General features: G+C 70.8%; 22 protein-coding genes. 5 read left to right on the top strand and 17 right to left on the bottom strand.

Annotation, left to right across the window (positions count from 1 at the left end; translation table 11 throughout):
• Window positions 1–130 precede the first annotated feature (130 nt).
• The 3 genes from JAP66_RS02170 to JAP66_RS02160 all read right to left on the bottom strand — a co-directional run bounded on the left by JAP66_RS02170 (window position 131) and on the right by JAP66_RS02160 (window position 1591).
• Complete coding sequence (locus JAP66_RS02170; RefSeq protein WP_116046830.1) at window positions 131–334, bottom strand: cold-shock protein; 204 nt, start codon at window positions 332–334, stop codon at window positions 131–133.
• 130 nt (window positions 335–464) lie between these two features.
• Window positions 465–635, bottom strand: coding sequence for a hypothetical protein (locus JAP66_RS02165; RefSeq protein ID WP_199429690.1), 171 nt, complete (start codon window positions 633–635; stop codon window positions 465–467).
• 14 nt (window positions 636–649) lie between these two features.
• Complete coding sequence (locus JAP66_RS02160; protein ID WP_199429688.1) at window positions 650–1591, bottom strand: acyl-CoA desaturase; 942 nt, start codon at window positions 1589–1591, stop codon at window positions 650–652.
• 285 nt (window positions 1592–1876) lie between these two features.
• Between JAP66_RS02160 and JAP66_RS02155 the strand changes: the two genes are divergently transcribed.
• A complete protein-coding gene (locus JAP66_RS02155; protein ID WP_307849403.1) occupies window positions 1877–2287 on the top strand; it encodes an acyl-CoA thioesterase in 411 nt (136 codons plus the stop codon).
• Here the strand turns inward: JAP66_RS02155 and JAP66_RS02150 are convergent.
• The 4 genes from JAP66_RS02150 to lanKC all read right to left on the bottom strand — a co-directional run bounded on the left by JAP66_RS02150 (window position 2241) and on the right by lanKC (window position 8547).
• The gene (locus tag JAP66_RS02150; RefSeq protein WP_199429684.1) at window positions 2241–4013 is read right to left on the bottom strand and encodes an ATP-binding cassette domain-containing protein; all 1773 of its coding nucleotides are present in this window, start codon (window positions 4011–4013) and stop codon (window positions 2241–2243) included. The two genes, JAP66_RS02155 and JAP66_RS02150, sit on opposite strands and share 47 nt — an antisense overlap.
• Complete coding sequence (locus tag JAP66_RS02145; RefSeq protein WP_199430034.1) at window positions 4010–5614, bottom strand: ABC transporter ATP-binding protein; 1605 nt, start codon at window positions 5612–5614, stop codon at window positions 4010–4012. Before JAP66_RS02145 ends, JAP66_RS02150 begins: the two co-directional genes overlap by 4 nt.
• A 173-nt stretch (window positions 5615–5787) precedes the next feature.
• Complete coding sequence (locus JAP66_RS02140; RefSeq protein WP_199429682.1) at window positions 5788–5937, bottom strand: SapB/AmfS family lanthipeptide; 150 nt, start codon at window positions 5935–5937, stop codon at window positions 5788–5790.
• Between the two features lie 57 nt (window positions 5938–5994).
• The gene (lanKC, locus tag JAP66_RS02135; protein ID WP_199429674.1) at window positions 5995–8547 is read right to left on the bottom strand and encodes a class III lanthionine synthetase LanKC; all 2553 of its coding nucleotides are present in this window, start codon (window positions 8545–8547) and stop codon (window positions 5995–5997) included.
• Window positions 8548–9138: 591 nt separating this feature from the next.
• Here lanKC and JAP66_RS02130 point away from each other — a divergent pair.
• Entirely contained in the window at window positions 9139–9504 is a 366-nt protein-coding gene (locus JAP66_RS02130) for a hypothetical protein (protein WP_199429672.1), read from the top strand.
• Entirely contained in the window at window positions 9497–9937 is a 441-nt protein-coding gene (locus tag JAP66_RS02125; protein WP_199429670.1) for a hypothetical protein, read from the top strand. The genes JAP66_RS02130 and JAP66_RS02125 overlap by 8 nt, the downstream gene beginning before the upstream one ends.
• Here the strand turns inward: JAP66_RS02125 and JAP66_RS02120 are convergent.
• Genes JAP66_RS02120 through JAP66_RS02105 form a run of 4 tightly spaced genes read right to left on the bottom strand, consistent with a single transcriptional unit; the run spans window position 9918 to window position 13155 of the window.
• Entirely contained in the window at window positions 9918–10268 is a 351-nt protein-coding gene (locus JAP66_RS02120; protein ID WP_199429668.1) for a hypothetical protein, read from the bottom strand. The two genes, JAP66_RS02125 and JAP66_RS02120, sit on opposite strands and share 20 nt — an antisense overlap.
• A gap of 31 nt (window positions 10269–10299) precedes the next feature.
• Window positions 10300–11187 (bottom strand): M56 family metallopeptidase, encoded by an 888-nt coding sequence (locus tag JAP66_RS02115; protein WP_199429666.1) that lies wholly within the window; start codon window positions 11185–11187, stop codon window positions 10300–10302.
• Window positions 11184–11537 carry a BlaI/MecI/CopY family transcriptional regulator gene (locus JAP66_RS02110; protein ID WP_199429664.1) on the bottom strand — a complete coding sequence of 118 codons (354 nt, stop codon included), beginning with the start codon at window positions 11535–11537 and terminating at the stop codon, window positions 11184–11186. Before JAP66_RS02110 ends, JAP66_RS02115 begins: the two co-directional genes overlap by 4 nt.
• A gap of 31 nt (window positions 11538–11568) precedes the next feature.
• Window positions 11569–13155, bottom strand: a complete 1587-nt coding sequence (locus JAP66_RS02105; protein ID WP_199429662.1) for a PucR family transcriptional regulator — start codon at window positions 13153–13155, stop codon at window positions 11569–11571.
• A gap of 59 nt (window positions 13156–13214) precedes the next feature.
• Here JAP66_RS02105 and pruA point away from each other — a divergent pair, with 59 nt between their 5' ends.
• Together pruA and JAP66_RS02095 are read left to right on the top strand one after the other, a co-directional pair.
• A complete protein-coding gene (pruA, locus tag JAP66_RS02100; RefSeq protein ID WP_199429660.1) occupies window positions 13215–14840 on the top strand; it encodes an L-glutamate gamma-semialdehyde dehydrogenase in 1626 nt (541 codons plus the stop codon).
• Between the two features lie 145 nt (window positions 14841–14985).
• Window positions 14986–15906 (top strand): proline dehydrogenase family protein, encoded by a 921-nt coding sequence (locus tag JAP66_RS02095; RefSeq protein WP_199429658.1) that lies wholly within the window; start codon window positions 14986–14988, stop codon window positions 15904–15906.
• A gap of 47 nt (window positions 15907–15953) precedes the next feature.
• Here the strand turns inward: JAP66_RS02095 and JAP66_RS02090 are convergent, their stop codons facing one another.
• The 6 genes from JAP66_RS02090 to aztD form a co-directional block, all read right to left on the bottom strand.
• Window positions 15954–16208 (bottom strand): metallothionein, encoded by a 255-nt coding sequence (locus tag JAP66_RS02090; protein ID WP_199429656.1) that lies wholly within the window; start codon window positions 16206–16208, stop codon window positions 15954–15956.
• Window positions 16209–16269: 61 nt separating this feature from the next.
• Window positions 16270–17058 (bottom strand): crotonase/enoyl-CoA hydratase family protein, encoded by a 789-nt coding sequence (locus tag JAP66_RS02085; RefSeq protein WP_199429654.1) that lies wholly within the window; start codon window positions 17056–17058, stop codon window positions 16270–16272.
• Window positions 17055–19118, bottom strand: a complete 2064-nt coding sequence (locus tag JAP66_RS02080) for an MMPL family transporter (protein WP_199429652.1) — start codon at window positions 19116–19118, stop codon at window positions 17055–17057. The genes JAP66_RS02085 and JAP66_RS02080 overlap by 4 nt, the downstream gene beginning before the upstream one ends.
• A gap of 106 nt (window positions 19119–19224) precedes the next feature.
• Entirely contained in the window at window positions 19225–19956 is a 732-nt protein-coding gene (locus tag JAP66_RS02075; RefSeq protein WP_199429650.1) for a terpene synthase family protein, read from the bottom strand.
• A 364-nt stretch (window positions 19957–20320) separates the two neighbouring features.
• Window positions 20321–20992, bottom strand: coding sequence for a hypothetical protein (locus JAP66_RS31920; protein WP_235998652.1), 672 nt, complete (start codon window positions 20990–20992; stop codon window positions 20321–20323).
• Window positions 20993–21059: 67 nt separating this feature from the next.
• A complete protein-coding gene (aztD, locus tag JAP66_RS02065; protein WP_199429648.1) occupies window positions 21060–22229 on the bottom strand; it encodes a zinc metallochaperone AztD in 1170 nt (389 codons plus the stop codon).
• Between the last annotated feature and the right edge of the window lie 5 nt (window positions 22230–22234).

Below are 22234 nucleotides of genomic sequence, written 5' to 3'. Positions count from 1 at the left end.
GGGTTGCAGGAGGTTGCATCCGGGCGACCCGCTCCGCCGGATCAGCCCCGGACACGGTCAAGGCCCCCTCCAACGCGTTGGACGCGTCGAAGAGGGCCTTGACCGCAGAAAGCGCTGGGGTCAGCGCAAATCAGATTACGCTGACCGAGGTGGCCTGCGGGCCCTTCTGGCCCTGACCGATCTCAAACTCAACGCGGGCGTTCTCCTCCAGAGTACGGAAGCCGTTGCCCTGGATCTCCGAGTAGTGGACGAAAACGTCGCCACCACCATTATCGGGCGTGATGAAGCCGAACCCCTTCTCGGAGTTGAACCATTTGACAGTGCCCTGCGTCATAAAATTCTCCTGTTTCACAAAAATAAAGACCGGCTTCAGCGGGCCGCGCCCGCCGAAGCCATGCGCCAGTCAAGCACACTGCCGCCGCAAAGCCAACCCGATACCGTCGAAAGTGTGCTTTCCCATGAAGTTACTCGCCGCGGGCGGCGGTGGCCGACGGCTCGAACGGCGACCGGGTGGGCGCCGCACGGTCGGCGGGCGGCAGCGGGGTGCCGGCCCGGTCGGCGTCGACCGCGCTGAACTGCACGGGCACGACGCCGGATGACTGGGCGGCCTCGTGCCGCCCTGTCTGGTTTGCCATGGATTCTCTTTTCATCAGTGCGCCACCGTGATCCGGTCCAGCCGGGCAGGCGTCGGCCAGCGGACGTCGGTCGCCCAGCCGAGCTTCTCGAATGCCCAGATCATCCGTGCGGAGATGTCGATCTGACCGCGCAACACGCCGTGTCGCGCGCAGGTCGGATCCGCGTGGTGCAGGTTGTGCCACGACTCCCCGAAGGAGAGGATCGCCAGCGGCCAGAAGTTGGCCGCCTTGTCGCGGCTGGTGAAGGGTCGCTCGCCGATCATGTGACAGATCGAGTTCACCGACCACGTGACGTGGTGGAGCAGTCCGATCCGGATGAATCCGGCCCAGAACAGCGCGGTGACACCGCCCCAGATCGACCAGGTGATGAGGCCGCCCGCGATGCCGGGCAGCAGGAAGCTGAGGGCGACCCACAGCGGGAACAGCCGGTCCACGGCCCGCAGGTCGCGGTCGGCGAGCAGGTCGGGGGCGAACCGCTCGGCGTTGGTGACCTCGCGGTCGAACAGCCAGCCCATGTGCGCGTGCCAGAAGCCCTTGGCCAGGGCACGCGGCCCCGTGCCGAACAGCCACGGCGAGTGCGGGTCGCCCGCACGGTCGGAGAACGCGTGGTGCCTGCGGTGATCGGCGACCCACGTGGTGACCGGGCCCTGCGCGGAGAAGTTGCCCGCGATCGCGAGCGCGATCCGCAGCGGCCTGCTGGCCTTGAACGACCCGTGCGTGAACAGCCGGTGGTAGCCCACTGTCACGCCCAGTCCACTGAGCACGAAGAACAACGCCCCCAAGCCGATGTCCAGCCAGCTCAGGCCCCACCCCCAGGCGAACGGAACCGCCGCGGCCATTGCGACCACCGGCGCCAGAACGAAAACCTTGACCGTCACGTGCTCGGGGAGCGAGGAGCGCCCCGAAATGATCGGCTTGGTAGGCCGCGGTTTGGCTGGAGTCTCGGTTGCGGACATATGTACCTCGTGCTTCCTGTGTTCTGCCACGGCGCAACAATCCGCCCGCCGAAATTGAATTGCGGAAGACACCGAATGAGAAGAACGGAAAAATTGATTTCATTCGACTCGGCCGACCCCACCGGCCTACGAAATCCTCGTCGTGCGTGCCTGTCCAAAAGGCTCCGCCGGGGTAACTCCGATCCAACCAGGGCGGCCGTGCCGCGCGATCACCTACACCACTGACCGTACCGGATGCCGGGCCGAGACGCTACGCACCCGCCGCCGGCCACTAGGTTCGTACAGGTGAGCTACGTGCACTGGGAAGTCGTGCCGACGAGGTGGAAGGACAACGACCTCTACGGCCACGTCAACAACGTCGTCCACTACGCGCTGATGGACACCGTCATCAACGACTGGCTGATCACCCGCGGCGGCCTGGACATCCACGGCGGCGAGATCATCGGGCTCTGCGTCGAGTCGCACTGCAACTACCACGCCTCGGTGGCCTTCCCGGACCGGCTCGCGGTCGGCCTGCGGGTCGGCCATCTCGGCCGGTCCAGCGTGCGCTACGAGATCGGCATCCATCGCGAGGACCGCTCGGAGCTGGTCGCCGAGGGGCACTTCGTGCACGTGTTCGTCGACCGCGGCACCCGGCGCCCGGTCGAGCTCAGCGGGCGGCTGCGCGAGTCACTGGAAGCACTGGTCCGGCACTGACCCGGCCGCCCCAGGCCCGCATCATCTCGGCGTACCGCGACGAGGTGGCCAGCAGTTCCTCGTGGCCGCCGAGCAACGTGTCGTTGCCGTCCATCACCAGCACGCGGCGCGCGCGCAGTGCCGAGCTGAGCCGGTGGGCGATCACCACCAGGACCCCGCCACGCTCGGCGAACGCCCATTCGGCCCGCGCCTCGGCTGCCGGGTCCAGGTTCGCGGTGGCCTCGTCGAGCACGATCACCCCTGCCGGGCAGGCATACAGGCGGACCAGCGAGAGCAGCTGCGCCTCGCCGGCGGAGAGCACCTTGCGTTCCCCGGCCTCGCCTGCCGTGGGTCCGGTATGTACGGCGTGCCCGACCTCGCCGTACAGCCCGCCGAGCCGTTCCACCAGCTCGCCCGCGCCCACGGTCTCCGCGGCGGCGAGCAGCTGGTTGTCGGTGGCCGATGGCGCGAACAGCGCGATGTTCTCCCGGACGGTGCCCGCGAACACGTAGGACTCCTGCGGGGTGAAGGCCACCAGCCGGTGCCGCAGCCCGGTACGAATCTCCCCGACGGGCTCACCACCGATCAGCACCCGCCCGCGCTGCGGCTCCAGCATGCCGGTGAGCAGCCCGGCGAGGGTCGACTTGCCGATCCCGCTCGGGCCCACCACCGCGAGATGTTCGCCAGGGTCGAGGTCGAGATCGAGATCACGCACGATCGGCTCGGCGTGCTCACCCCAGCCGAAGGTCACGCCGCGCAGGCGCACGGCGCAGCCACGTGGTTCGGCCACGCCCCCCTCCTTGGCGGGCGACGGGCAGGCTTCGCCCAGCCGCCGCAGCGCGACGAGCAGCCGCAGCACGACGGTGCTCGCCGTCGCCGCGAGGCCCTGCAACGCGGGCTGCAACGTGGCGGAGAGGTAGACGACGGTGCCGAGCGCGGCGCCCGCGGTCAGCGTCCCGGCGGCCACCATTCCCGGCGCCAGCGCCAGTACCAGCAGCAACGGCACGAACGCGCCGATCGCGACGATCAGTGTGCGCATCGCGGTCGCGGTGCCCATCCGCGTCGCGGCCGCGGCCTGGACCTCGATCCGGTCGTGCACCGAGGCGACGGCGGTGGCCTCGGCACCGCACGCGACGACGTCGCGCATCCCGGCGAGCACGGTTCCGGCCGCCTCGGCGGTGTGCTCGTCGGCGAGCGTGAGCGTGCGCTGCCTGCTGGCCAGGGTTGGCAGGAGGCAGCCGAACGCGAGCACCGAAACCAGCACCGGCAGCGCCACGGCCCACGCGAGCGGGCCCGCGATGCTGAACACGCCGGCGAGCGCGGCGACCGTCGTCACCACCATGCCGCGGCCCTGCACGAGCATGCCCGCGGTGGCGTCCCTGATCACCTCGACGTGCTGCGTGATCCGGGCGACCCCGCTCGCGTCGGACCGCCTGCGCTGCGGGGCCCGGCCCCGGAGGACGCCACGGACGACCGCGCCGACCAGCGCGTCCCGCAGCGGCTCCACGAGGGTGCCGAGCCGCTGCCACACCAGCCGGGAGCCGAACGCGCCGAGCACGGCGACCGCCGCGAACACCAGTAGCCAGGCGATGCCGAGGCCGGGGCTGCCCGCCGCGAACCCGTGGTTGACGGCACGTTCGACGAGCCGCCCGGACAGGAACGCGGGCACGCTCTCCAGCACCGAGCAGCCGAGCAGTGCCAGCCCGCCGCGCCACTGCGAGGCGAGCGTGGTCCAGTACAGCCTCATCGGCCGCCGTCCTCGGTGAAGACCGCGCGGTACGCGGCGTCGGCCCACAGCACGTCGTGCGGCGCGGTGGCGCGTATCCGCCCGGCGTCGAGCCACACCACGCGGTCGGCGCGGCAGGCGGTGCTCACCCGGTGGGTCACGACGACCCGCGTGCGCCCGGGCAGCGCCTGCTCGATCGCGCTCTCCACCCGCGCCTCGGTGACGGTATCCAGGCTGGCGGTGGCGTCGTCGAGCACGAGCAGCCGGGGGCCGCGCACCAGCGCCCTGGCCAGGCCCACCCGCTGCGCCTCGCCGCCGGAGAGCGGCGTCCGGTCGAGCGGATTGCGGTAGCCCTCGGGCAGCCGGACCACGAGGTCGTGCACGTGCGCCGCGCGGCAGGCACGCTCGACCGCGACCAAACCCGCCCAGCTTCCGTAGGCGACCGCGTCGGCCACCGTCGTGCCCAGCAGTGTGGGTCGCTCGAACGCGTAGCCGACCGCGGCGCGCAGTTCCTCGGCGCGTACCCGCCGCATCGGTACGCCGTCGAGCAGCACCTCGCCGTCGTCGGCCGGGCGCAGGCCACCGAGCAGCCCGGCGAGCGCGGACTTGCCGGAGCCGGAGCGGCCGACGATCGCGACCGTGCTGCCGCCCTCGACCGTCAGGTCGACGTCGTGCAGGATGCCGTCGGTACCCGCACCGCGCAGCTCGATCCGGCCAGGGCCGGCGGGGAGCCGGAACGTGCCTTCCGCGGGCAGCGGCGTCTCCAGGACCTCGGCGAGCCGTCCCGCGCACGAGCGCGCGCGGGAGAGACTGGTCAGCAGCGGGACCTGGCCGACGAGGCTCATGCCGAGCGCGACGTAGCCGAGCGCGGCGAGCATGTCGCCGACACTGAGCCTGCCTGCGAGCACTCCGAAACCGGCGGCGGCGAGGACGGCCAGCTCGACGGCGGGCAGCAGCAGCCCGGCCTTCCACACCATGCGTGCCTGGGTGCGCCACATGCCGGCACCCGCCGCGCTGAGGCGGGGCAGCGGGCGCAGCACGCGGTCGGCCTCCCGATCGGCGATGCCGGCGGCGGCGATGGTGCGCAGGCCGCCGACGGCGTCGAGCAGCCGGGCCGACAGCTCACCCGAGACCCGCTGGTACGCGCTGACGTCGTCGGCGGTGAGTCGCAGGTGCGAGCGGGCCAGCCAGAGCGCGACCGGGACGCTGCCGAGGAAGACGAGGGCCAGCCGCCAGTCGAGCAGGGCGAGCAGGATCACGGCCCCGGTGGACACCACGAGCGCCGAGCCGAGCTGCACGAGGATCGACGCGACGCCGCCCGCGCCGGTGCAGTCGGTGGTCAGCCTGCTCACCGCGTCGCCGTCGGCGAAGCGGGAGGACGTGCCGAGGGCGGCGAGGTGGCGGCTGAGACGGCGGCGCAGCCATGCGGTGCCGGACGCGGTGACCCTGGCGGTGAGAATGCCGCCCACGACGTCGGCGGCGATCTCGGCGCAGCCGAGGGTGAGCAGCCAGAGCACGGGCGGCAGGCTCGGCCGTCCCGCGATGGCGGCGTCGACCGCGTCGGCGAGTGCGCCGGGCAGCAGCAGGCCGGCAATGGTGGCGACGACGGCCGCGACGATCATCAGCACGACCCGGAACCGGTCGTGCCGGACGATGCCGAGCAGGAAGCGGTCGTGAGTGTTCACGCGAGTTAGAACAGTGTTACGCACTCACGACTCCGCGGGCCTCGTCGGGCAGAATGGGGTGGTGCGGGAGCGGCGCACTTGGCCTGCGCCGCTCCCGCACCCGGCTCACGTCAGTGGCAGGTGAGCAGGCTGACGGTGCTGTTGGCGCAGGAGGCCAGCAGGCTCAGGTTGCTGGCGCCGCCACCGCCGCCGCCGTGGCTGCCGCCGTACTGAGCGCCCTCGGGGGTCTCGAGGCCCTGCAGGTCGAGTACCAGATCCATCGGTTTTCTCCCTTTCATCTTCGTTTCTCGTCCTCCGGTCGGGGATCGGCCAGGGGTTCAGGGCGACGGTCGCGCGGTGCCGAGAAACGGCAGCACGGCGCCATGACCGTCCAGAGTGGACGCGAGTGTGAGCAGCACACCCGCGCCGCCGGTGGCGAGGTCCATCGACAACCGCAACAACTGGTTGCCGGGGAAGGCGAGTCCGCCAGGGCCGTACGGGATCGCGTACCAGGCGAGCCGCGACAGGTGCAGCGCGACGGCATCGGCCAGCACCCGGTCCGGCCGCCTCCGGTCGGCGGCGGCGAGCGTGGCGAGCAGCCCGCAGCGGCCGAGGAACAGGCCGGGGTGGATGACGAACTCTCCCCGGCAGGCCTGCAACAGGGACGGCAGGCGGCTCAGGCATGCGGCATCGGGGTCGATCGCGGCCAGTTCCCCGGCGGCCAGCGCGATTCCCGCGCTGCCGACCCCCAGATACGGCAGCGTGCGCGTCTCCCCGTCGCGGACCTGGAGCGAGCCGTCGTCGGCGGCGGCACATTCGGCCAGATCACGCTCGATCGCCCGCTCCGCGAGGGTGAGCCAGCCGCGGTCGCCGGTGCGTTCGAACAACCGGACGAACAGCAGCGCGGGCCCCGACCAGCCGTGGGACAGCCCGGCCCTGGCGAAGTCGCCGGGCTCGGCGGCGGTGTCCAGCGTATCGGCGAGCCGGTCACCGATGCGCACCGCGTCGGCCCGGAAACCGTTGTCAGCGCGGGAATCCGCGAAGTGGAGCAGGTTGAGCCCGATCCCGGCGAGACCGCCGTCGAGGCTGTGATCGCGGGTCTGCCCGACCAGGTTGGTCGCACCGTCGACGAGCGAACCCGCCTCCTCGCGGTAGCCGAAGTTCTCCAGCACGTGCGCGATGCCGTGGGCGCCGTCGAAGAAGCCGGGCCGGGTCGGCGGCTCCCGCCGCACCGCGTCGAGCAACCAGCGCTCGTGCTCCGGGTAGCGGCCCGCGCCGGCGACGTCCAGCGCGTGCAGCACACCGGCGGCGCCGTAGCCGAAGCACGCACCACCGACCCGGAACTGCTCGATGTCGCCGGGAAAGAGCCGGTCGGCCCGCTCCGGCGTGGCGCTGGCCAGTATCGCCTCGGCGACGGCCTTGCGCACCATGCCCCAGTCCGGCTCCGGTTCGTCCAGTTCGGTCACCACGGGCTCGGCCGTCCGTCCGTTGGGCGCCAGCGTGCGCAGGATCTGTACCCCGAAACCGGCGGGCAGCCCGAACCGGCGCCGCACGAAGCCCACCAGGCCGGACAGTTTCGCCGGGGACAGCTCCAACAGGGCGTTGAGCGGCAGGAAGATCCACAGTCTGAGCGCGGCGAGCGCATGTTGGTCGATCGCGAAACCGGTGCGGTCGGCCGGCGCCCGGAAGCCCGGCGCCCCGAGAGCGGGCCTGCCCGGCTCGGTCACCGGGAACGACAGTTCGAAATCGATCAGGCGCACCGTGTCGTCGTCATCGACGAGGATGTTCATCGGGTGCAGGTCACCGAAGACGATCCCGCGCTCGTGCACGCCGGCCACCAGCCGGGCAACGGAGTCGAGCAGTGCGAGCGCGCGTTCGGTGTACTCGGCGACCTCCTGCTCGGTGACCTCCCGGCGGGTCAGCGGGTAGTTGCGGGCCAGCCAGGAGCCCAGCGGAATGCCCGGCACCTCCTGCATGGCGAGGAAGTGGTGCTCCCACACCGCGAACAGGTCGTAGATCTCGGGCACACCCGGCACACCGGCGAGCCGGGTGAGGATGTCGTGCTCGCGATGCAACCTGGCGACCGCGTCGACACCGCCCCGGTCGAGCCCGGCGTGCGGCCGCGCCTCCTTGAGTACCAGTTCCTTGCCGTCGGCGAGCCGCGTGGCCCGGTAGACCCCTCCACCGTTGGAGAAGTGCAGCGATCCGCTCACCCGGTACGGGAACTGCGCCGGATCGCCACCCTTGCGGGCCGCCAGGTGCGGCTCCAGGCACTTGGGCAGATCCGCCCAGCCAGGCACGGAGAACGTCGGCTCGCGCCGATCGGGGACCCTGGTGCCGTCCGGCTTGGTGACCGCGAGAACGCGGGCGCCGTCGACCTCGACCCATTGCTCCAGAAATCCACCGTAGCGCGCGTACAGCGGTCCACCGCCATAACGCAGATCACTCAGAATATAGGGGCCAGGCTCGCCCTCGAGTTTCACGGAAAGGTCCGCAAGGATTTTCGTGAACTGATCTTCGCCAGCCGGGTAGATCGTGATCAGTTTTCCACTCGCCTCTCGCGGCGCGTATTTCGAATTCCGCGCGAGCAGGATCTGCATCGTTCGTAGATGCTTGAATGCGACCCCCTGCTCGATGCAGTATTCGTGCACTCGGCACAAAACCCGCTCGGCATTGTCCAGACCAGCCGACACGTGGATCTTCCAACCCTGGCCAGGCAGCACAGTCGTGACAGGGGCGAGCATCCGCCAAACGCCGAGGTCCTTTTCCGTCCAACCGGAATCCGGCAGCGGCAGGACGGCGGCGAATCCGCTCTCGGGCGTCTCCGGGGCACGCTGCTCGTCGAAGAACAGTGGATCGGCGAAGCAGTAAGCCTCGTACCGGAGGTCCATTCGAAATCCCTTTCCTGGCCAGCGAAATGAAACTCGCCGACCGGCTGCTTCACAACTCCCGAGACATTCCCCCATAACGGACCCCTCGTGGCCAATCCGCCATCCCGGGGGTTCAACTCCGCTGAACAGGGACGTCAATTTTGCTGCTACTTACAAGTAGGGAAGCGGTGGGTAGCGCGGTCCGTGCGCAATTCACCCGGATGAACTGTAACGGCAATACGGCAGACCCAGACCGCCTGGTCGGCCCGAGTAAGCAGAGGGTCACCGATCAACTCGAAAGGGGGGCCATTTCGAGTTGTCGCAACTCAGAAATGCGTGTAGTACAACATAGCAGTCCACAGAGGACCGACGCGGCGACAGACGATTGTCGACCCGAAGCCGGCTCCCCGCATCGCTATGCTACAACTGGTAGTAATAAGTAAGAGCCTGTCCTTGATCCCACGGAGGCGCGGCGTTGTGCCTGGTCACCTCTCGTGAGTGCGCACGCGAGTTAGAACACTGTTACGCACTCACGACCGGTGACCAGCGGAAACAGCGCGCCCTGGTCCGTTCCAGCAGGTTCGAAGGCAGTCTCTACGAGCGGGAGGACCGGTGATCACCGAGTTCGCGATCGCGGTGGCGCTGTGCGCGCTGGCCGTCGCGGTATGGAGCTTCGTGCTCGTCGCCAGGAACCGGGCTCCGCGGCGGCCGCTGCTGATCGGGCTCGCCTTGGTGGAGGCGCTGCTGATCGTGCAGATGGTGATCGCGGCCGTCCTGCTGATCTCCGGCGAGCGCCCGGCCAGCATGGTCACGTTCCTCGCCTACCTCGTCGGCAGCCTGCTCGTCCTGCCTCTCGGTACGGTGTGGGCGCTGGCCGAGCGCAGCCGGTCCGGCACCGCGGTCCTCGGCGTGGCCTGCGTGACCGTGCCCGTCCTGGTGCTGCGCCTGCACGAAGTCTGGAGTGGATCCGGTGCCTGACGGTACGGCGCCTTCCCGGGAAGGCAGCGACGTCCCCGCGACGGCCAGTGGGCCCGGCCGCGTGCTGGTCGCCGTGTACGCAATCTTCGCCGTCGGCGCGACCTCCCGGGCCGGCGTCCAGATCGCCACCCGGTTCGGCGAGGCGCCGATCCCGTACGCGCTCTCCGCCTTCGCGGCGGTCGTGTACGTGCTCGCGACGGTGGCCCTCGCGCGCTCGGGTACCGCCTGGTGGCGGGTCGCGCTCGCCGCCTGCACGGTGGAGCTGGTCGGCGTGCTCACGGTCGGCACACTGAGCGTCGTCGACGCGGCCGCCTTCCCGGACGCGACGGTGTGGTCGACCTTCGGCCGCGGCTACCTGTTCATCCCGCTCGTGCTGCCGGTGCTCGGCCTGCTCTGGCTGCGGCGGACGTCGCCTACCAGAACACCGCGATGATCACGTTGGCCACCGTCAGACCACCCACGGCGGCCACGAGGCCCCGGTTCGCCAGGTCCCGCCTGCGGTAGAGGACCAGGGCCAGCACCAGGACGGCGACCGCGACGACGAGCTTGACCGCGATCTTGGTGTTGTTCACCTCGGAGTCCACCAGATCCGCCGACGCTATGCCGGTGAGCGCCAGACCGGTGAGCACCTGGAGGATCGCGCTGTGCAGCATCGCCGCGAAGGCCGCGCCCCCCTTTGCCACGTAGTGGATCAGGACTCCGCTGAGGATGCCTGCCATCCCGAGCAGGTGAAGGACGACGAGAGCGTCGTAGACGATTTCCATGGCGGCACGTTACTACATGCCGTAGTACCGTCTAGAGCGGCACGGCGAACAGGCTCGCCGACGTCACGAGCGCGGAGATCGCCAGCGCGTACGCCATCATCCCGGCGAGCGGCAGACCGATCCGGTCCGGGCGGCGCAGCCTGCGGATCCGCGCCAGCACCGGTGTGTCGGCGACGGCGAGCGCGCCGGCCGGTGTACCGCCGAAACCGTTGGCATGAAACCTCTCCAGCGCGCTCGCCAGCGGCTCCCTGCCGTGCTGATGAGCCGCCCTGTCGTCGGCGCACATCTCGACGAGCAGCTCGATGGCCGCGCACACGCGGGTCAGCACCGTGCTGCCCGGCACCAGCCTGCGCAGCGCCTGGAACGGCGCGACCACGAGGTGGTGCCGCTCCCGCGCATGCGCCCGCTCGTGCGCCAGCACCGCGCCGAGCTCGGCGTCGGTGAGCAGCCTGCGGGCACCCGCGCTGACGACGATCCGCGGATTGCGGCCCGGCAGGCAGTACGCCACGGCGACCGGATGGTCCACGACCAGCGCGTCCCCGCCCGGACTGGCGACCAGTTGCAGCAACAGCCGGTGCCGCGCCCGCGCCCGGGCGGTGCTCAGCAGGCACAGGAGCTGGTTGACGAGCAGCCAGCCGGCGAGGAGGAGACCTGCCGCCACCGCGACGAGGTGCCACGTGTCCAGCTCGTGCAGCCGGCCGGGCAGGTCGAGCAGCGCGGGCACCAGGCCACGCCGGTACGGCGCGAGCCCGAAGCCGAGCAGCATGCCGATCGTGGACACCACGAGCGTGAGCCCGGTGATCTGCCACAGGATCAGCGCGATCCGCGGGTGTGCGTGCGTCCAGCAGCTGTGCAGGAGCCAGAGCGCCACGATCGCGGCCAGCGCACAGGCCGCGATCTGGTGCCCCGCGAGTATCACGTCTCGCCCCGCTCCAGTGCCTGGCGCAGCGCGTCCGCCTCGTCGTTGCTGACCGACTGCGCGAAGCGGACGAGCGCCGAGCCCCGGTCGCCGGTGAGTTCGAGCGCCTCGAGCATCAGCTCGGCGACGTACTCCTCCCGGCTCGCCGCGGGCGCGTACAGCCAGGCCCGCCCCTGCCGCTCACGCCGCACGACGTTCTTGGCGGCAAGCCGGGTGAGCACCGTCATCACGGTGGTGTAGGCCAGGCCGCGGTCGGCGAGCTCGGCATGCACGGCCCGCACGCTCACCGGTTCCTGGCGCGCCCAGAGCACGTTCATCACCGCCCGCTCCAGTTCTCCGAGCCTCGCCACGTCCGCCCTTTCTCTCCTCGTCGGTCGAGATTCAACCACGAGCCGCCGGGTCTGTGAGGAGCAGTTGCAGGTGACACGCCAGCCGTGCGCGAGGGTCGCCGAGGTCGACCCCGCTCACCGTGCCCGCCCGGCGCACCCGGTGCCGGACGGTGTTGGGATGCACGTGCAGCGCACTCGCGGCCGAACGCACGTCACCCATCGCGTCCAGGTACGCCAGCAGGGTCGGCACCAGCTCGGTGCCGTGCTCGGCGTCGTGCGCGGGCAGCGCCGACACGGCCGGGTCCCGCAGGTCCGGCCGGTCTCGCAGCAGCGCCGTCAGCTCGCCGAGCAGCACCTCGGCGCGCAGGTCGCCGATGGCCGCGACGTCCCGCTCGGGTCCCATCGCGGCCAGTACCCGGTCCGCCTCGGCCCGCGAGGCCGGGACATCCGCGAGCGCGGTCACCGGTGCGCCGATACCGGCCTGTACCCGCACGCCGGTCCGCCGCCGCAGCACCCGCACGATGTCGGTAACGAGCGTGCCGAGTGCCTGGCCCGCGGAGACGTCCGGCAGCACCGCGTACACACGGGAGCCGGAGCCGCCGACCAGCGCCCCGCGCCGGTACGACGTCATGTGCACCGAGACCATGTCGATCACCTCGACCCTGCGCAGCTCGTGCGCGGGCCGGTCCGGCCCGGTCTCCCGCACGGCGAACGCGACCACCACCGCGGGCGCCGCCGGATCGATCCCGAGCCGTCCCGCGACGAGGTCGGGGTTGGTCCCGCCGTCGAGCAGGCCGGTCACCAGCTCCTGGGGCGAGCGTCCCGGCCCGCCGCGGTGCCGGACGAGCTGCACGGCCGCGATCCGGGCCGCGCCGAGCAGCGCGCTCTCCGCCCGCTCGGCGAAAGGTTCGCGGCCCTCCTGCACCCAGATCGCGCCGAGGTGCTGCGAACCCGCCCGGATGCCCACCGCCAGCCTGCGCCGGATACCGAGTTCGGGGCGCTCCTCGACCCGCACCACCTCTTCCCCCGAGCGCAGCCGCTGGAAGACGCCCCATTCGCGAAGCAGCGCGAGGTAGGTCTCGGGGCCCTCCCAGCCGAGGATCGACAGCCGCCGCATCTCGTCGACCTCGTCGGCGGAGCGCGAGTACGCGAGCACCCGGTTGCCGGCATCCTCGATCACCACGCTGCCCGCGGTCAGGACCGCAAGCGTTTGCGCGAGGGCGAACAGGTCACCGGGCTCGGCGCCGAGGCCCTCGGTCAGCGTCGCGGCGTCGAGCACCTCCCGGACGAGCGTGCCGAGCTGGTCCCAGCGGACCTCCGGAGCGACGGTGAGCAGCGCGACGCCGGCTCCCGCGGCCACGGTCGCCAGCTCGGCGGCGTGCCGGCCCGCCTTCACCGCGACCGCCGAGGCACCGCCGCGGGCCGCGGCACGCACGTACCCGGCCGCCTCGCGCCCGCGTACCCCGATGATCAGCACCAGCTCGCCGGGGTAGCTGCCGGGCTCGTCGTCCGGGTCGAGGATCGCGACGCCGCGCAGCGCCGGATCGAGCTCCGGCGTGCACGTCTCGACCAGCGGCTCGCCGATCGCCACCAGCAACTGCCGGAGGCCGACGCCGTTGTCCGATCGAACAAGGTCCACTGGTCAACCGTAGCCGACCAGACAACGCGCCCGGCGTTCGTCGTGCTTACCGTTTCCGCATGGACGCGATCACCAGCCCGCCCGCGCCGCGCAACGAGCCCGTGCGCGACTACGCCCCCGGCTCCCCCGAGCGGGAGAGCCTGACCCGCACGCTCGCCGAACTGGCCGGCACGCGGTTCGAGCTGACCGCCACCATCGACGGCGAGCAGCGGATGCCCGGTGGCACACGGATCGACGTCGTCCAGCCGCACAACCACGCGCACGTGCTCGGCACGACCGCGAACGCGACCCACGAGGACGCGAAGGCCGCGGTCGAGGCGGCGCTGCGGGCGGGCGAGTCGTGGCGGCGGCTGCCGTTCGACGAGCGGGCCGCCGTCCTGCTCCGCGCCGCCGACCTGCTCTCCGGCCCGTGGCGGGACACGATCAACGCCGCGACCATGCTCGGCCAGTCGAAGACGGTGACGCAGGCCGAGATCGACTCGGCGTGCGAGCTGGCCGACTTCTGGCGGTTCAACGTGCACTTCGCGCGGGAGCTGATGACCGGGCAGCCGCGGAGCGCGCCCGGCGCCTGGAACCGGCTGGACTACCGCCCGCTGGAAGGCTTCGTCTACGCGATCACGCCGTTCAACTTCACCGCGATCGCGGGCAACCTGCCCACCGCGCCCGCGCTGCTCGGCAACACCGTTCTGTGGAAACCCTCGCCCACCCAGGGCCTCGCCGCGCACCTCACGATGCGGCTGCTCGAAGAGGCCGGCCTGCCGCCCGGCGTGATCAACCTGCTGCCCGGCGACGGCCTCGCCGTCTCGGACGTGGCGCTCGCGGACCCGGCGCTCGCCGGCATCCACTTCACCGGCTCGACCCGGACCTTCCAGCACCTCTGGTCGACCGTCGGCGCGAACATCGGCGGCTACCGCACGTATCCCCGGCTGGTCGGCGAGACCGGCGGCAAGGACTTCGTGGTCGCCCACCCCTCCGCCGACGTCGACGTGCTGCGCACGGCGCTGGTGCGCGGCGCGTTCGAGTTCCAGGGACAGAAGTGCTCGGCGGCCTCGCGCGCCTTCGTTCCGCGCTCGGTGTGGAACCGGCTCAGGGCCGACCTCGTGTCCGAAGTGGACAGCCTCGCGGTCGGCGACGTCACCGAATTCCGCAACTTCATGGGCGCCGTCATCGACCGGCGCGCGTTCGACCGCCTCTCCGCGGTGCAGCGGATGGCGCACGAGGCACCCTCGCTGGAGGTGATCGCGGGCGGCACGGCCGACGACTCCCGGGGGTACTTCGTGCGGCCCACCGTGATCGTGGGCAGCGACCCCGCGCACGAGGTGTTCAGCACCGAGTTCTTCGGCCCGGTGCTCGCGGTGCACGTGTATGAGGACGGCGACTACGACCGCGTCCTGCACGAGGTGGACCGCGGTGCAGCGTACGGGCTGACCGGCGCGATCATCGCCCGCGACCGGGCGGCGATCGAGCGGGCGGCCGAGGTGCTGCGCTTCGCGGCGGGCAACTTCTACGTCAACGACAAGCCGACCGGCGCGGTCGTCGGCCAGCAGCCCTTCGGCGGCGCCCGGGGCTCCGGCACCAACGACAAGGCCGGCTCGGTCTACAACCTGCTGCGCTGGGTCAGCCCGCGCACGGTCAAGGAGACATTCGTACCACCGGTGCGCTCCGCCTACCCGCACCAGCTCTGACCCGCGAGTCCCCCCGCCCCAGCCCGCGAGTTCCGCACTCCGGTCCGCGAACTCCCCGCCCCGCGACCCGGCACGCGGAACGGGCAGGCCAACGGCGGGGGACTCGCATCCCCGCCGGGGAACCACGAACGGAAAGGATCCCGCCATGCTGCGCTCAGCCCTGATCGCCGCGTCCCGGTCGCCGCGGTGCCGCTCGGCCGCGGAGCGGGCGCCGTTCGCCCGGCCGATCGTCGACCGGTTCGTCGCGGGCACCGATGTCGACGCCGCCGTCCGCACCGCGGGTGACCTCGCGGGCGACCGGCTGATCTCCCTGGACCACCTCGGCGAGGACACCGTCGACCGGCAACGGGTCGAGGCGACCGTCGAGGCCTACCGGACCCTGCTCGCCCGGCTGGCCTGGGCAGGGCTGGCCGGGCGGGCCGAGGTCTCGGTGAAGCTGTCGGCGCTGGGGCAGGCACTTCCGGTGGACGGGGAGAAGATCGCGCTCGACGCGGCGAGGCGGGTGTGCGCGGCGGCCGCCGGGGCGGGTACCACGGTGACGGTCGACATGGAGGACCACACGACCACCGACGCGACGCTGTCGACCGTGCGGGATCTGCGCCTCGACTTCCCCGCCACCGGTGCCGTGCTACAGGCCTACCTGCGGCGGACCGAGACCGACTGCGCCGAGCTGGCCGGGCCGGGCTCCCGGGTACGGCTGTGCAAGGGCGCCTACGACGAACCGGCGTCGGTGGCGTACCGCGAGAAGGCCGACGTGGATCGCGCGTACGTCCGCTGCCTCAAGATACTGCTCGGCGGTCAGGGCTACCCCATGATCGCCACCCATGACGACCGGATGCTCGCCATCGCCGAGGACCTCGCGGCGCGGGCAGGCCGGGCGAGCGGGGACCACGAGTACCAGATGCTGTACGGCGTGCGCACCGAGGCGCAGCGGCGGATCGCCGCGCGTGGCCTGCGGATGCGGGTGTACGTGCCGTACGGCACCGAGTGGTTTCCGTACTTCATGCGGCGCCTGGGCGAACGGCCGGCGAACCTGGCCTTCTTCGCCCGTGCCCTCGGCTCGTGAGTGCTGACACGAGTTAGAACTCGTGTCAGCACTCACGAGCCACGTGCTCAGCTGGTGGTGGAGACGGCGTCGCGGGCCTGGATGCCTTCCCGCGTGGTCTCCCGCGCGCAGTGGGCGCAGCAGTAGAACTGGCCGTCCACCTGGACGCCGTGCCCCATCACCCGGCAGCCGCAGTGCTCGCAGACGGGCGCGAGCCGATGGACGGCGCATTCGAACGAGTCGAACGTGTGCCGGCCACCGCCGGTGGTGTGGACCTCGAACGAGAGCTCGTAGTCGTTGCCACAGACTTCACACTTAGCCATGTCGGTGTCACCTCCGTGCCTATGCGGGCATAGGCATTCCCGCATGAGCCGGTGGGAAACCTCACCGTCCGGTGAAGCGAGCCTCGCGGCGCTCGACGAAGCTGGCCAGGCCCTCCTGAGCGTCCTCGCTCACGACGACGCCCGGCAGGACCTCCCGCAGGTGCTCGGCCGCGGCCCGCTCGGAACCCGACCGCAGGGCGACCCGCGCGTTGGCGAGCGTGCCCCGCACGCCGAGCGGCGCCTGCGCCGCGATCAGCCTGGCCAGCTCGGTGGCGCGGGCCAGCTGGCCGCCCGCCGGAACGACCTCCTGCACCAGCCCGATGCGGTGCGCCTCAGCGGCACCGAACTCCTCACCGGTGAGCAGGAAGCGCATCGCGTTGCCCCAGCCGAGCTGGGCGGGCGCGCGCAGGGTGGCGCCGCCGAACGGCAGGATGCCGCGGCCGATCTCCAGCTGCCGGAAGCGCACGTCGTCCGCGGCGACCACGATGTCGCTGGCCAGGGCGAGCTCGATGGACAGCGTAAAGGCGATGCCCTGCACGGCCAGCACCACCGGCTTGTCCACCGGCTCGTTCCACAGCCCGAACGGGTCGTGCCGCGCGTCACCGGCCAGCACGTCCGGGCCGCGCTCGGTGACGGCGGGGAGCACGTCCGCGAGGTCGAGGCCCGCGCTGAAGTGGTCACCGTGCCCGAACAGCACGCCCGCTCGTAGCTCCGGGTCGTCGGCGAGCACGTCGTACGCGCGGCCCACCTCGTTGATCGTCGCCAGGTCCCACGCGTTGCGCTTGGCTGCGCGGTCGACCCCGATCAGCAGGACGTGGCCGTCGCGTTCGACGGTGACTCGCTGGTTCATGCGCGCATGTTCTCATCTCGCCGCGCGAGCGCCGACGGCCACCAGACACGCCTGCCGATGTCCACGGTGAGCGCCGGGACCAGCAGCGAACGCACGATGAACGTGTCGAGCAGCACGCCGAACGCCACGATGAACGCCATCTGCGCGAGGAAGAGGATCGGCAGTACCGAGAGCGCGGAGAACGTCGCGGCCAGCACGACTCCGGCGGAGGTGATGACGCCGCCGGTGAGCGTGAGCCCCCGCAAGGTGCCCGCGCGAGTGCCCTCGGTCTTCGCCTCCTCGCGGACGCGGGTCATCAGGAAGATGTTGTAGTCGATGCCGAGCGCCACGAGGAAGACGAACGCGAACAGCGGCACCGCCGGGTCCGCACCGGGGAAGTCGAGCAGGTGGTTGAACACCAGCGCCGAGACACCCATGGTCGCGGCGAACGACAGCACCACCGTTGCGATGAGCAGCAACGGCGCGAGCAGCGACCGCAACAGCAGCGCCAGCACGAGGAAGACCACGAGCAGCACGATCGGGATGATGACCCGGAGGTCGCGCTGGGAGGTCTGCTGCGTGTCCAGTTGGACGGCGGTCTGCCCGCCGACCAGCGCACCGGCGCCGGGGACGTCGTGCACCGCGTCGCGCAGGCGTTGCACGGTGTCGATCGCGGCCTCCGAGCCGGTCGGCGCGCTCATCGTCGCCTCGATCTCGACCAGCCCGTTCACCACCCGCGGCTGTCCCGCGGGGGTGGTGGCGACGCTGGCCTGGGCCACCCCGTCCACCTGGCGGGTCGCCCTGAGCACCGCCTGCGTGGAGTCGGCTTCGGCGATCACGATCGCCGGCGCCCCGGCACCACCGGGGAAGTGCTCCGAGAGCACCTCCTGACCGGCGACGGAGTCGACCTCGGTCAGGAAGACCTCGGACTGGGCCGTACCACTCGCGTTGAACTGCGGGACGAACGCCGCACCCGCCAACAGGACCAGGGCGGTCACCGCCCAGATCGCGCGCGGACGGCGATCGACCGCGCCGGCGAGGCGCCCCCAGACTCCGCGGCTCTCCGGGTGCTCGGAGCCGACTGCGGGGCGGAACGGCCAGAACGCGGCGCGGCCGAGCAGCACCAGCGCGGCGGGCAGGAAGGTCGTCGACGCCAGCAGCGCGGCGGCGATACCGATCGCGGCGACCGGGCCGAGGTCCTTGTTCGAGTTCAGGTTGCTGAACAGCAGGCAGAGGACGCCGAGGATGACCGTGCCCGCCGACGCCGCGATGGGCTCGATCGTCGAGCGCCATGCGGTACGCATCGCCTGGTAGCGGTCGTCGGTGTCGCGCAGCTCCTCCCGGAAGCGGGAGACGAGCAGCAGCGCGTAGTCGGTGGCGGCACCGAAGACGAGGATGAACAGGATGCCCTGGCTCTGCCCGTTGAGCGAGAGCACACCTCCGTCGGTGAGCAGGTACACGGTCAGGCTGGCCAGGCCGAGTGCGAAGACGGCGGACAGCAGGACGGTCAGCGGCAGCAGCGGGCTGCGGTAGACGACCACGAGGATGATCGCCACGACGGTGCCCGCGACCAGCAGCAGGAGTCCGTCGATGCCGCTGAATGCCTCCACCAGATCGGCCACCTGGGCGGCGGGGCCGGTCACGAGCACGGTCAACCCGTCCGGCTTGCCCTGTTCCAGCAGGTTGCGCAGTCGCTCGACGCCCTGGCCGGGTTCGCCCGCGAACGGAACCACCAGCTGGAGGGCCTGGTCGTCCCCCGGCGACGGGATGATCGGGGAGATCGGCTGTCGTACCCCTGCGATCTCGGTGATCTCGGTGGCGCGCCGCTGGAGGTACCGGCGGTCCGCCGCCGTGATGCCCGATTCCCGCTCGGCCACGACGACGGCAGGCAGGCCTTCGTCGCCCGCGAACTGGCGTTGCAGTTCGGAGACCTTCGTGGCCTCGGCCGACTCGGGCAGGAACGCCGCGGTGTCGTTCTCCGCTACGTCGCTCAGCTTGCCGGCGAAAGGACCGCCGATCGAACCGATGCCGAGCCATACCAGCACGAGCAGTGCGGGGATCAGCCAGCGCAGCTTGGTCATCCAGCATCCTTACGCGACGGGAGCGAGGCGAACGTGACACCTGTTCACGTACAGGATGCTGGATACCAGGACACCGCGCTGATCAGGAAGCGACCTGCCGGCCGCACTAGGCTTCGACCCGCCAGCCGACATAACGTCCGGTTGCCTCATGTGACCAGTCATAGCAACCACGCATCCAGCTCCGCAGGCTACGGATGTGCATGCGTTGGGCAGCGGGCAGCGATGGTTCGGCCCGGGCCGCATGCCGGATGAAAGCCTCGACCTCCAGCGCCGCATCGCCGGCGGTCTTGCGGATGGCCTCCTCGGCGGTACAGCCATGTGCCATGTACACGGTCGGGAGGTTCCAGAAGTTTCCAGGATGCCGCTGCTCCGAGAAGAACGAGAAGATGTCGTTCTGCCAGGCGGTGACATTCGACGCACGGGATCGAAGAGAAACGAGATCCGGCTGGTAGTAGTCGTCCCAGTCGACTCCGGAGCCCCATGACGCGTCCAGCAGAACAATGGGCGCATACGAACACACGGTATAGCGGCGTACCGTCTTGTAGGTTTCCACGCCGGGAACGGTGTCCGTGGCGCGCAACCTGTTCTGCAGCAACAGAGAGGTGAACCACAACCGCATCTCCAGGCACCAGCGAGCGAACTGACCCGCAGACAGTTCGGCGCCAAGGCCATCGAGGACACTGCTGAACGCCGCTTCCAGCTGCGCCCCCGCGGCACCTGTCCCACGTCCCACGTCCAACATCCGCAGCAGAGACGCGATAGCGGGCGCCTGTAGCGGCGAGTTCGCCGGAAGGTCGTCGACGAGTTCGTCGTCGAACCAGAAACCCCAGATGAGCATCCGAGCGTAGGCATGGAGAAGACCGACGGGCGCTTCCGGAGAGGCCGTGCGAGCAGCGATACGTCCCGACTTCGTCTTCCGCAGGTGTTCGCACCTCCCGGCATCGGCAAACCGGGAAACCCAGTCGGTGGCGTCCCTCTCGACCTCGCTGACAGCCGGATGACATGTGCTGAGAAAGGCAATCTCAGGTCGGGCAGTCGCGGAGTCTCAGTCATCGCGTCTCTCGAATCCTCGGTCACGGAGCATTCTTGGCCGGTATGGCGGCCTCCAGTCTCCACCGGCGCGGCGGTGCGGAGAGCCCCGTGCCGACGGCGGTCCGTCAAGCAGGAAGCCGGGTTAAAAGCTCGCGACCGCCGCGCCGTCGTCACCTGGCGGGAAACAGGGCGGCCACCTCCGCGACGCCGTCGAGCAGCGCCGGATCCGGCGCGCCGGTGGCCGGTTCGGCCTCGGCGATCACCACCGTGGACCTGCTCCGCCGCGAACCGTAGTGATCGCCGGTGAACTCGATGCCGCCGAGGCCGAGTGCCTGGCTGCCGATCGGTGTGATGTCGCCGGTGCCGTGCACGTCGATCAGCCCCCGCAGCCGCGCGGCGTCGCCGGAGCCGTACATGCGCACCCACGCGATCGAGACGACGATCGTGTTGCCCCGGTCATCCGCGATCGCCAGCAGCTCGCGGCGCAGCGAGCGGCACGGCGTGCCGATGAAGAACTCCTGCACCTGACCGAACGAGTGGCGCACGCAGTCCACCGCCTCGCGGGCGTGGTGGCGGACGGAACGCATCCCCATCCGCCGCCACGCCTCACCGCGTTGCCCCTTGCGGGCGGCGCTCTTGCCGTTCACCGTCTTCGCGCGGATACTCTGCCCGGCGATCGTGTCGGCGGCACCGCCACCGGCCGCGCCGCCAGCACCCAGCCCACCGGTGCCGAACGCGACCACTCCGGCCAGCGCGGCCGCGGTGACGGCGGTGGCGCCCTTCTTCGGAATGACGCGAAGGCGGCCCTTCTTGTCCCGGTAGAAGTCCGGATCGTCCCCCATGCCGCCAGATCCTGCGCACCCGGCGGGGCGTCCCGGAAGGCCCGGCCAGCGGAACCGCCCGAATGGCTCAGTGGCTGACGCCGCTCAGCTCGTTCGGCGCCTCCGGCAGCGACACGGTGCCCACGTTCTTCCCGGACGCGAGGTCGATCGCGTAGATCTCCTTCTTGTTCGGGTCGGAGACGAACGCCGTGCCGTCCCGGACGAAGATCGCCGGACGCGGCTGCTGCCATTCCAGCGGCTCCTCCCACGCGCCGGTGACCGGGATGGTCCGCACCACCTCGGCACGCACCGGATCGATGACATGGATCCGGCCGTCGGTACCGAGTACCAGAGCCTCGCCTTCGGGGCCGCGGGCGAGCGAGCGGAACGTGTAGCTCGTTCCCAGATCCACCAGCTCCAGGCTGCCGGCGGCGGTGTCGATGAGGGAGATCTGCTCGGGCCGCTCCAGCTCGGCGTCGGGGTCCTTCTTGTAGTCGCCGAGCACGATCGGCGACACGTCGGACCCGGCCTGGTTGCCGATCCGGCCGTACTCGGTCGGGCTCTGCACCTTCGTGATCTCACCGTCGCGGTAGATCAGCACACCGTCCTCACAGCCGATCACCACCACCTCGTCCTTCGCCGTGGCCTCGCCGTGCACGCCGGGGCATTCCTCGCTGCGGGCGATCTCGTGCCGGTGCTCGTCGAGCACCATCATGCCGACCCGTTCCTCCTCGTTTCCGAGCGTGACGATGAACTCGCCGTTCTCGAGCTCGATCGCCACGCCGTGGTGCGGTTCGGCCGCGGTGTAGACCTCCGTCTCCGGCTCACCGTCACCGAGCGCGTGCGAGTCGAAGGTCGTCACCTCGCCCGTGCCGTCGGAGAAGAGCACGGTCTTCCCGGCGTGCCGCACGACGTGGCCGGGCTTCGGGCCGGGAACCTCGACGTCGGTCAGCTCCGGGGCGGCCGCGTCGAGTACCTGGAAGCCGTCCGACTTCGAGACCATCACGTGCCGGTCGTCGCCCGCGGGGTTGAGCCGGTTGAAGCCTTCCAGCTCGATGTCCTCCACCAGTTCGAGCGTCTCGCCGTCGATGACGTAGATGCCGCCGTCGTGCGTGGCGACGATCGCCTCGCTCACCGAAGCGGGGCTCTGCGCCGCCGGTTCCACCTCCTGCGGTGACTGATCGGTACCGCACGCGCCGGTAACGAGCGCCGCTGCGATCACTGTGGACAGTGCCAGAAATCTTTTGCGGAACTGCAAGGTTT

Origin of the sequence: Qaidamihabitans albus (genome assembly GCF_016464705.1) — a bacterium.
Classification (GTDB): domain Bacteria; phylum Actinomycetota; class Actinomycetes; order Mycobacteriales; family Pseudonocardiaceae; genus Qaidamihabitans; species Qaidamihabitans albus.
Note: the sequence above shows the minus strand (reverse complement) of the source record. Positions and strands in the feature narration are given on the sequence as shown.

Excerpts from the sequence above, each read along its gene's own strand:
- JAP66_RS02170 (WP_116046830.1), bottom strand. The coding sequence starts at position 334 with ATGACGCAGGGCACTGTCAAATGGTTCAACTCCGAGAAGGGGTTCGGC.
- JAP66_RS02165 (WP_199429690.1), bottom strand. The coding sequence starts at position 635 with ATGGCAAACCAGACAGGGCGGCACGAGGCCGCCCAGTCATCCGGCGTC.
- JAP66_RS02160 (WP_199429688.1), bottom strand. The coding sequence starts at position 1,591 with ATGTCCGCAACCGAGACTCCAGCCAAACCGCGGCCTACCAAGCCGATC.
- JAP66_RS02150 (WP_199429684.1), bottom strand. The coding sequence starts at position 4,013 with ATGAGGCTGTACTGGACCACGCTCGCCTCGCAGTGGCGCGGCGGGCTG.
- JAP66_RS02145 (WP_199430034.1), bottom strand. The coding sequence starts at position 5,614 with ATGATCGTCGCGGCCGTCGTCGCCACCATTGCCGGCCTGCTGCTGCCC.
- JAP66_RS02140 (WP_199429682.1), bottom strand. The coding sequence starts at position 5,937 with ATGGATCTGGTACTCGACCTGCAGGGCCTCGAGACCCCCGAGGGCGCT.
- lanKC (WP_199429674.1), bottom strand. The coding sequence starts at position 8,547 with ATGGACCTCCGGTACGAGGCTTACTGCTTCGCCGATCCACTGTTCTTC.
- JAP66_RS02120 (WP_199429668.1), bottom strand. The coding sequence starts at position 10,268 with ATGGAAATCGTCTACGACGCTCTCGTCGTCCTTCACCTGCTCGGGATG.
- pruA (WP_199429660.1), top strand. The coding sequence starts at position 13,215 with ATGGACGCGATCACCAGCCCGCCCGCGCCGCGCAACGAGCCCGTGCGC.
- JAP66_RS02095 (WP_199429658.1), top strand. The coding sequence starts at position 14,986 with ATGCTGCGCTCAGCCCTGATCGCCGCGTCCCGGTCGCCGCGGTGCCGC.
- JAP66_RS02090 (WP_199429656.1), bottom strand. The coding sequence starts at position 16,208 with ATGGCTAAGTGTGAAGTCTGTGGCAACGACTACGAGCTCTCGTTCGAG.
- JAP66_RS02085 (WP_199429654.1), bottom strand. The coding sequence starts at position 17,058 with ATGAACCAGCGAGTCACCGTCGAACGCGACGGCCACGTCCTGCTGATC.
- JAP66_RS02080 (WP_199429652.1), bottom strand. The coding sequence starts at position 19,118 with ATGACCAAGCTGCGCTGGCTGATCCCCGCACTGCTCGTGCTGGTATGG.
- JAP66_RS02075 (WP_199429650.1), bottom strand. The coding sequence starts at position 19,956 with ATGCTCATCTGGGGTTTCTGGTTCGACGACGAACTCGTCGACGACCTT.
- JAP66_RS31920 (WP_235998652.1), bottom strand. The coding sequence starts at position 20,992 with ATGGGGGACGATCCGGACTTCTACCGGGACAAGAAGGGCCGCCTTCGC.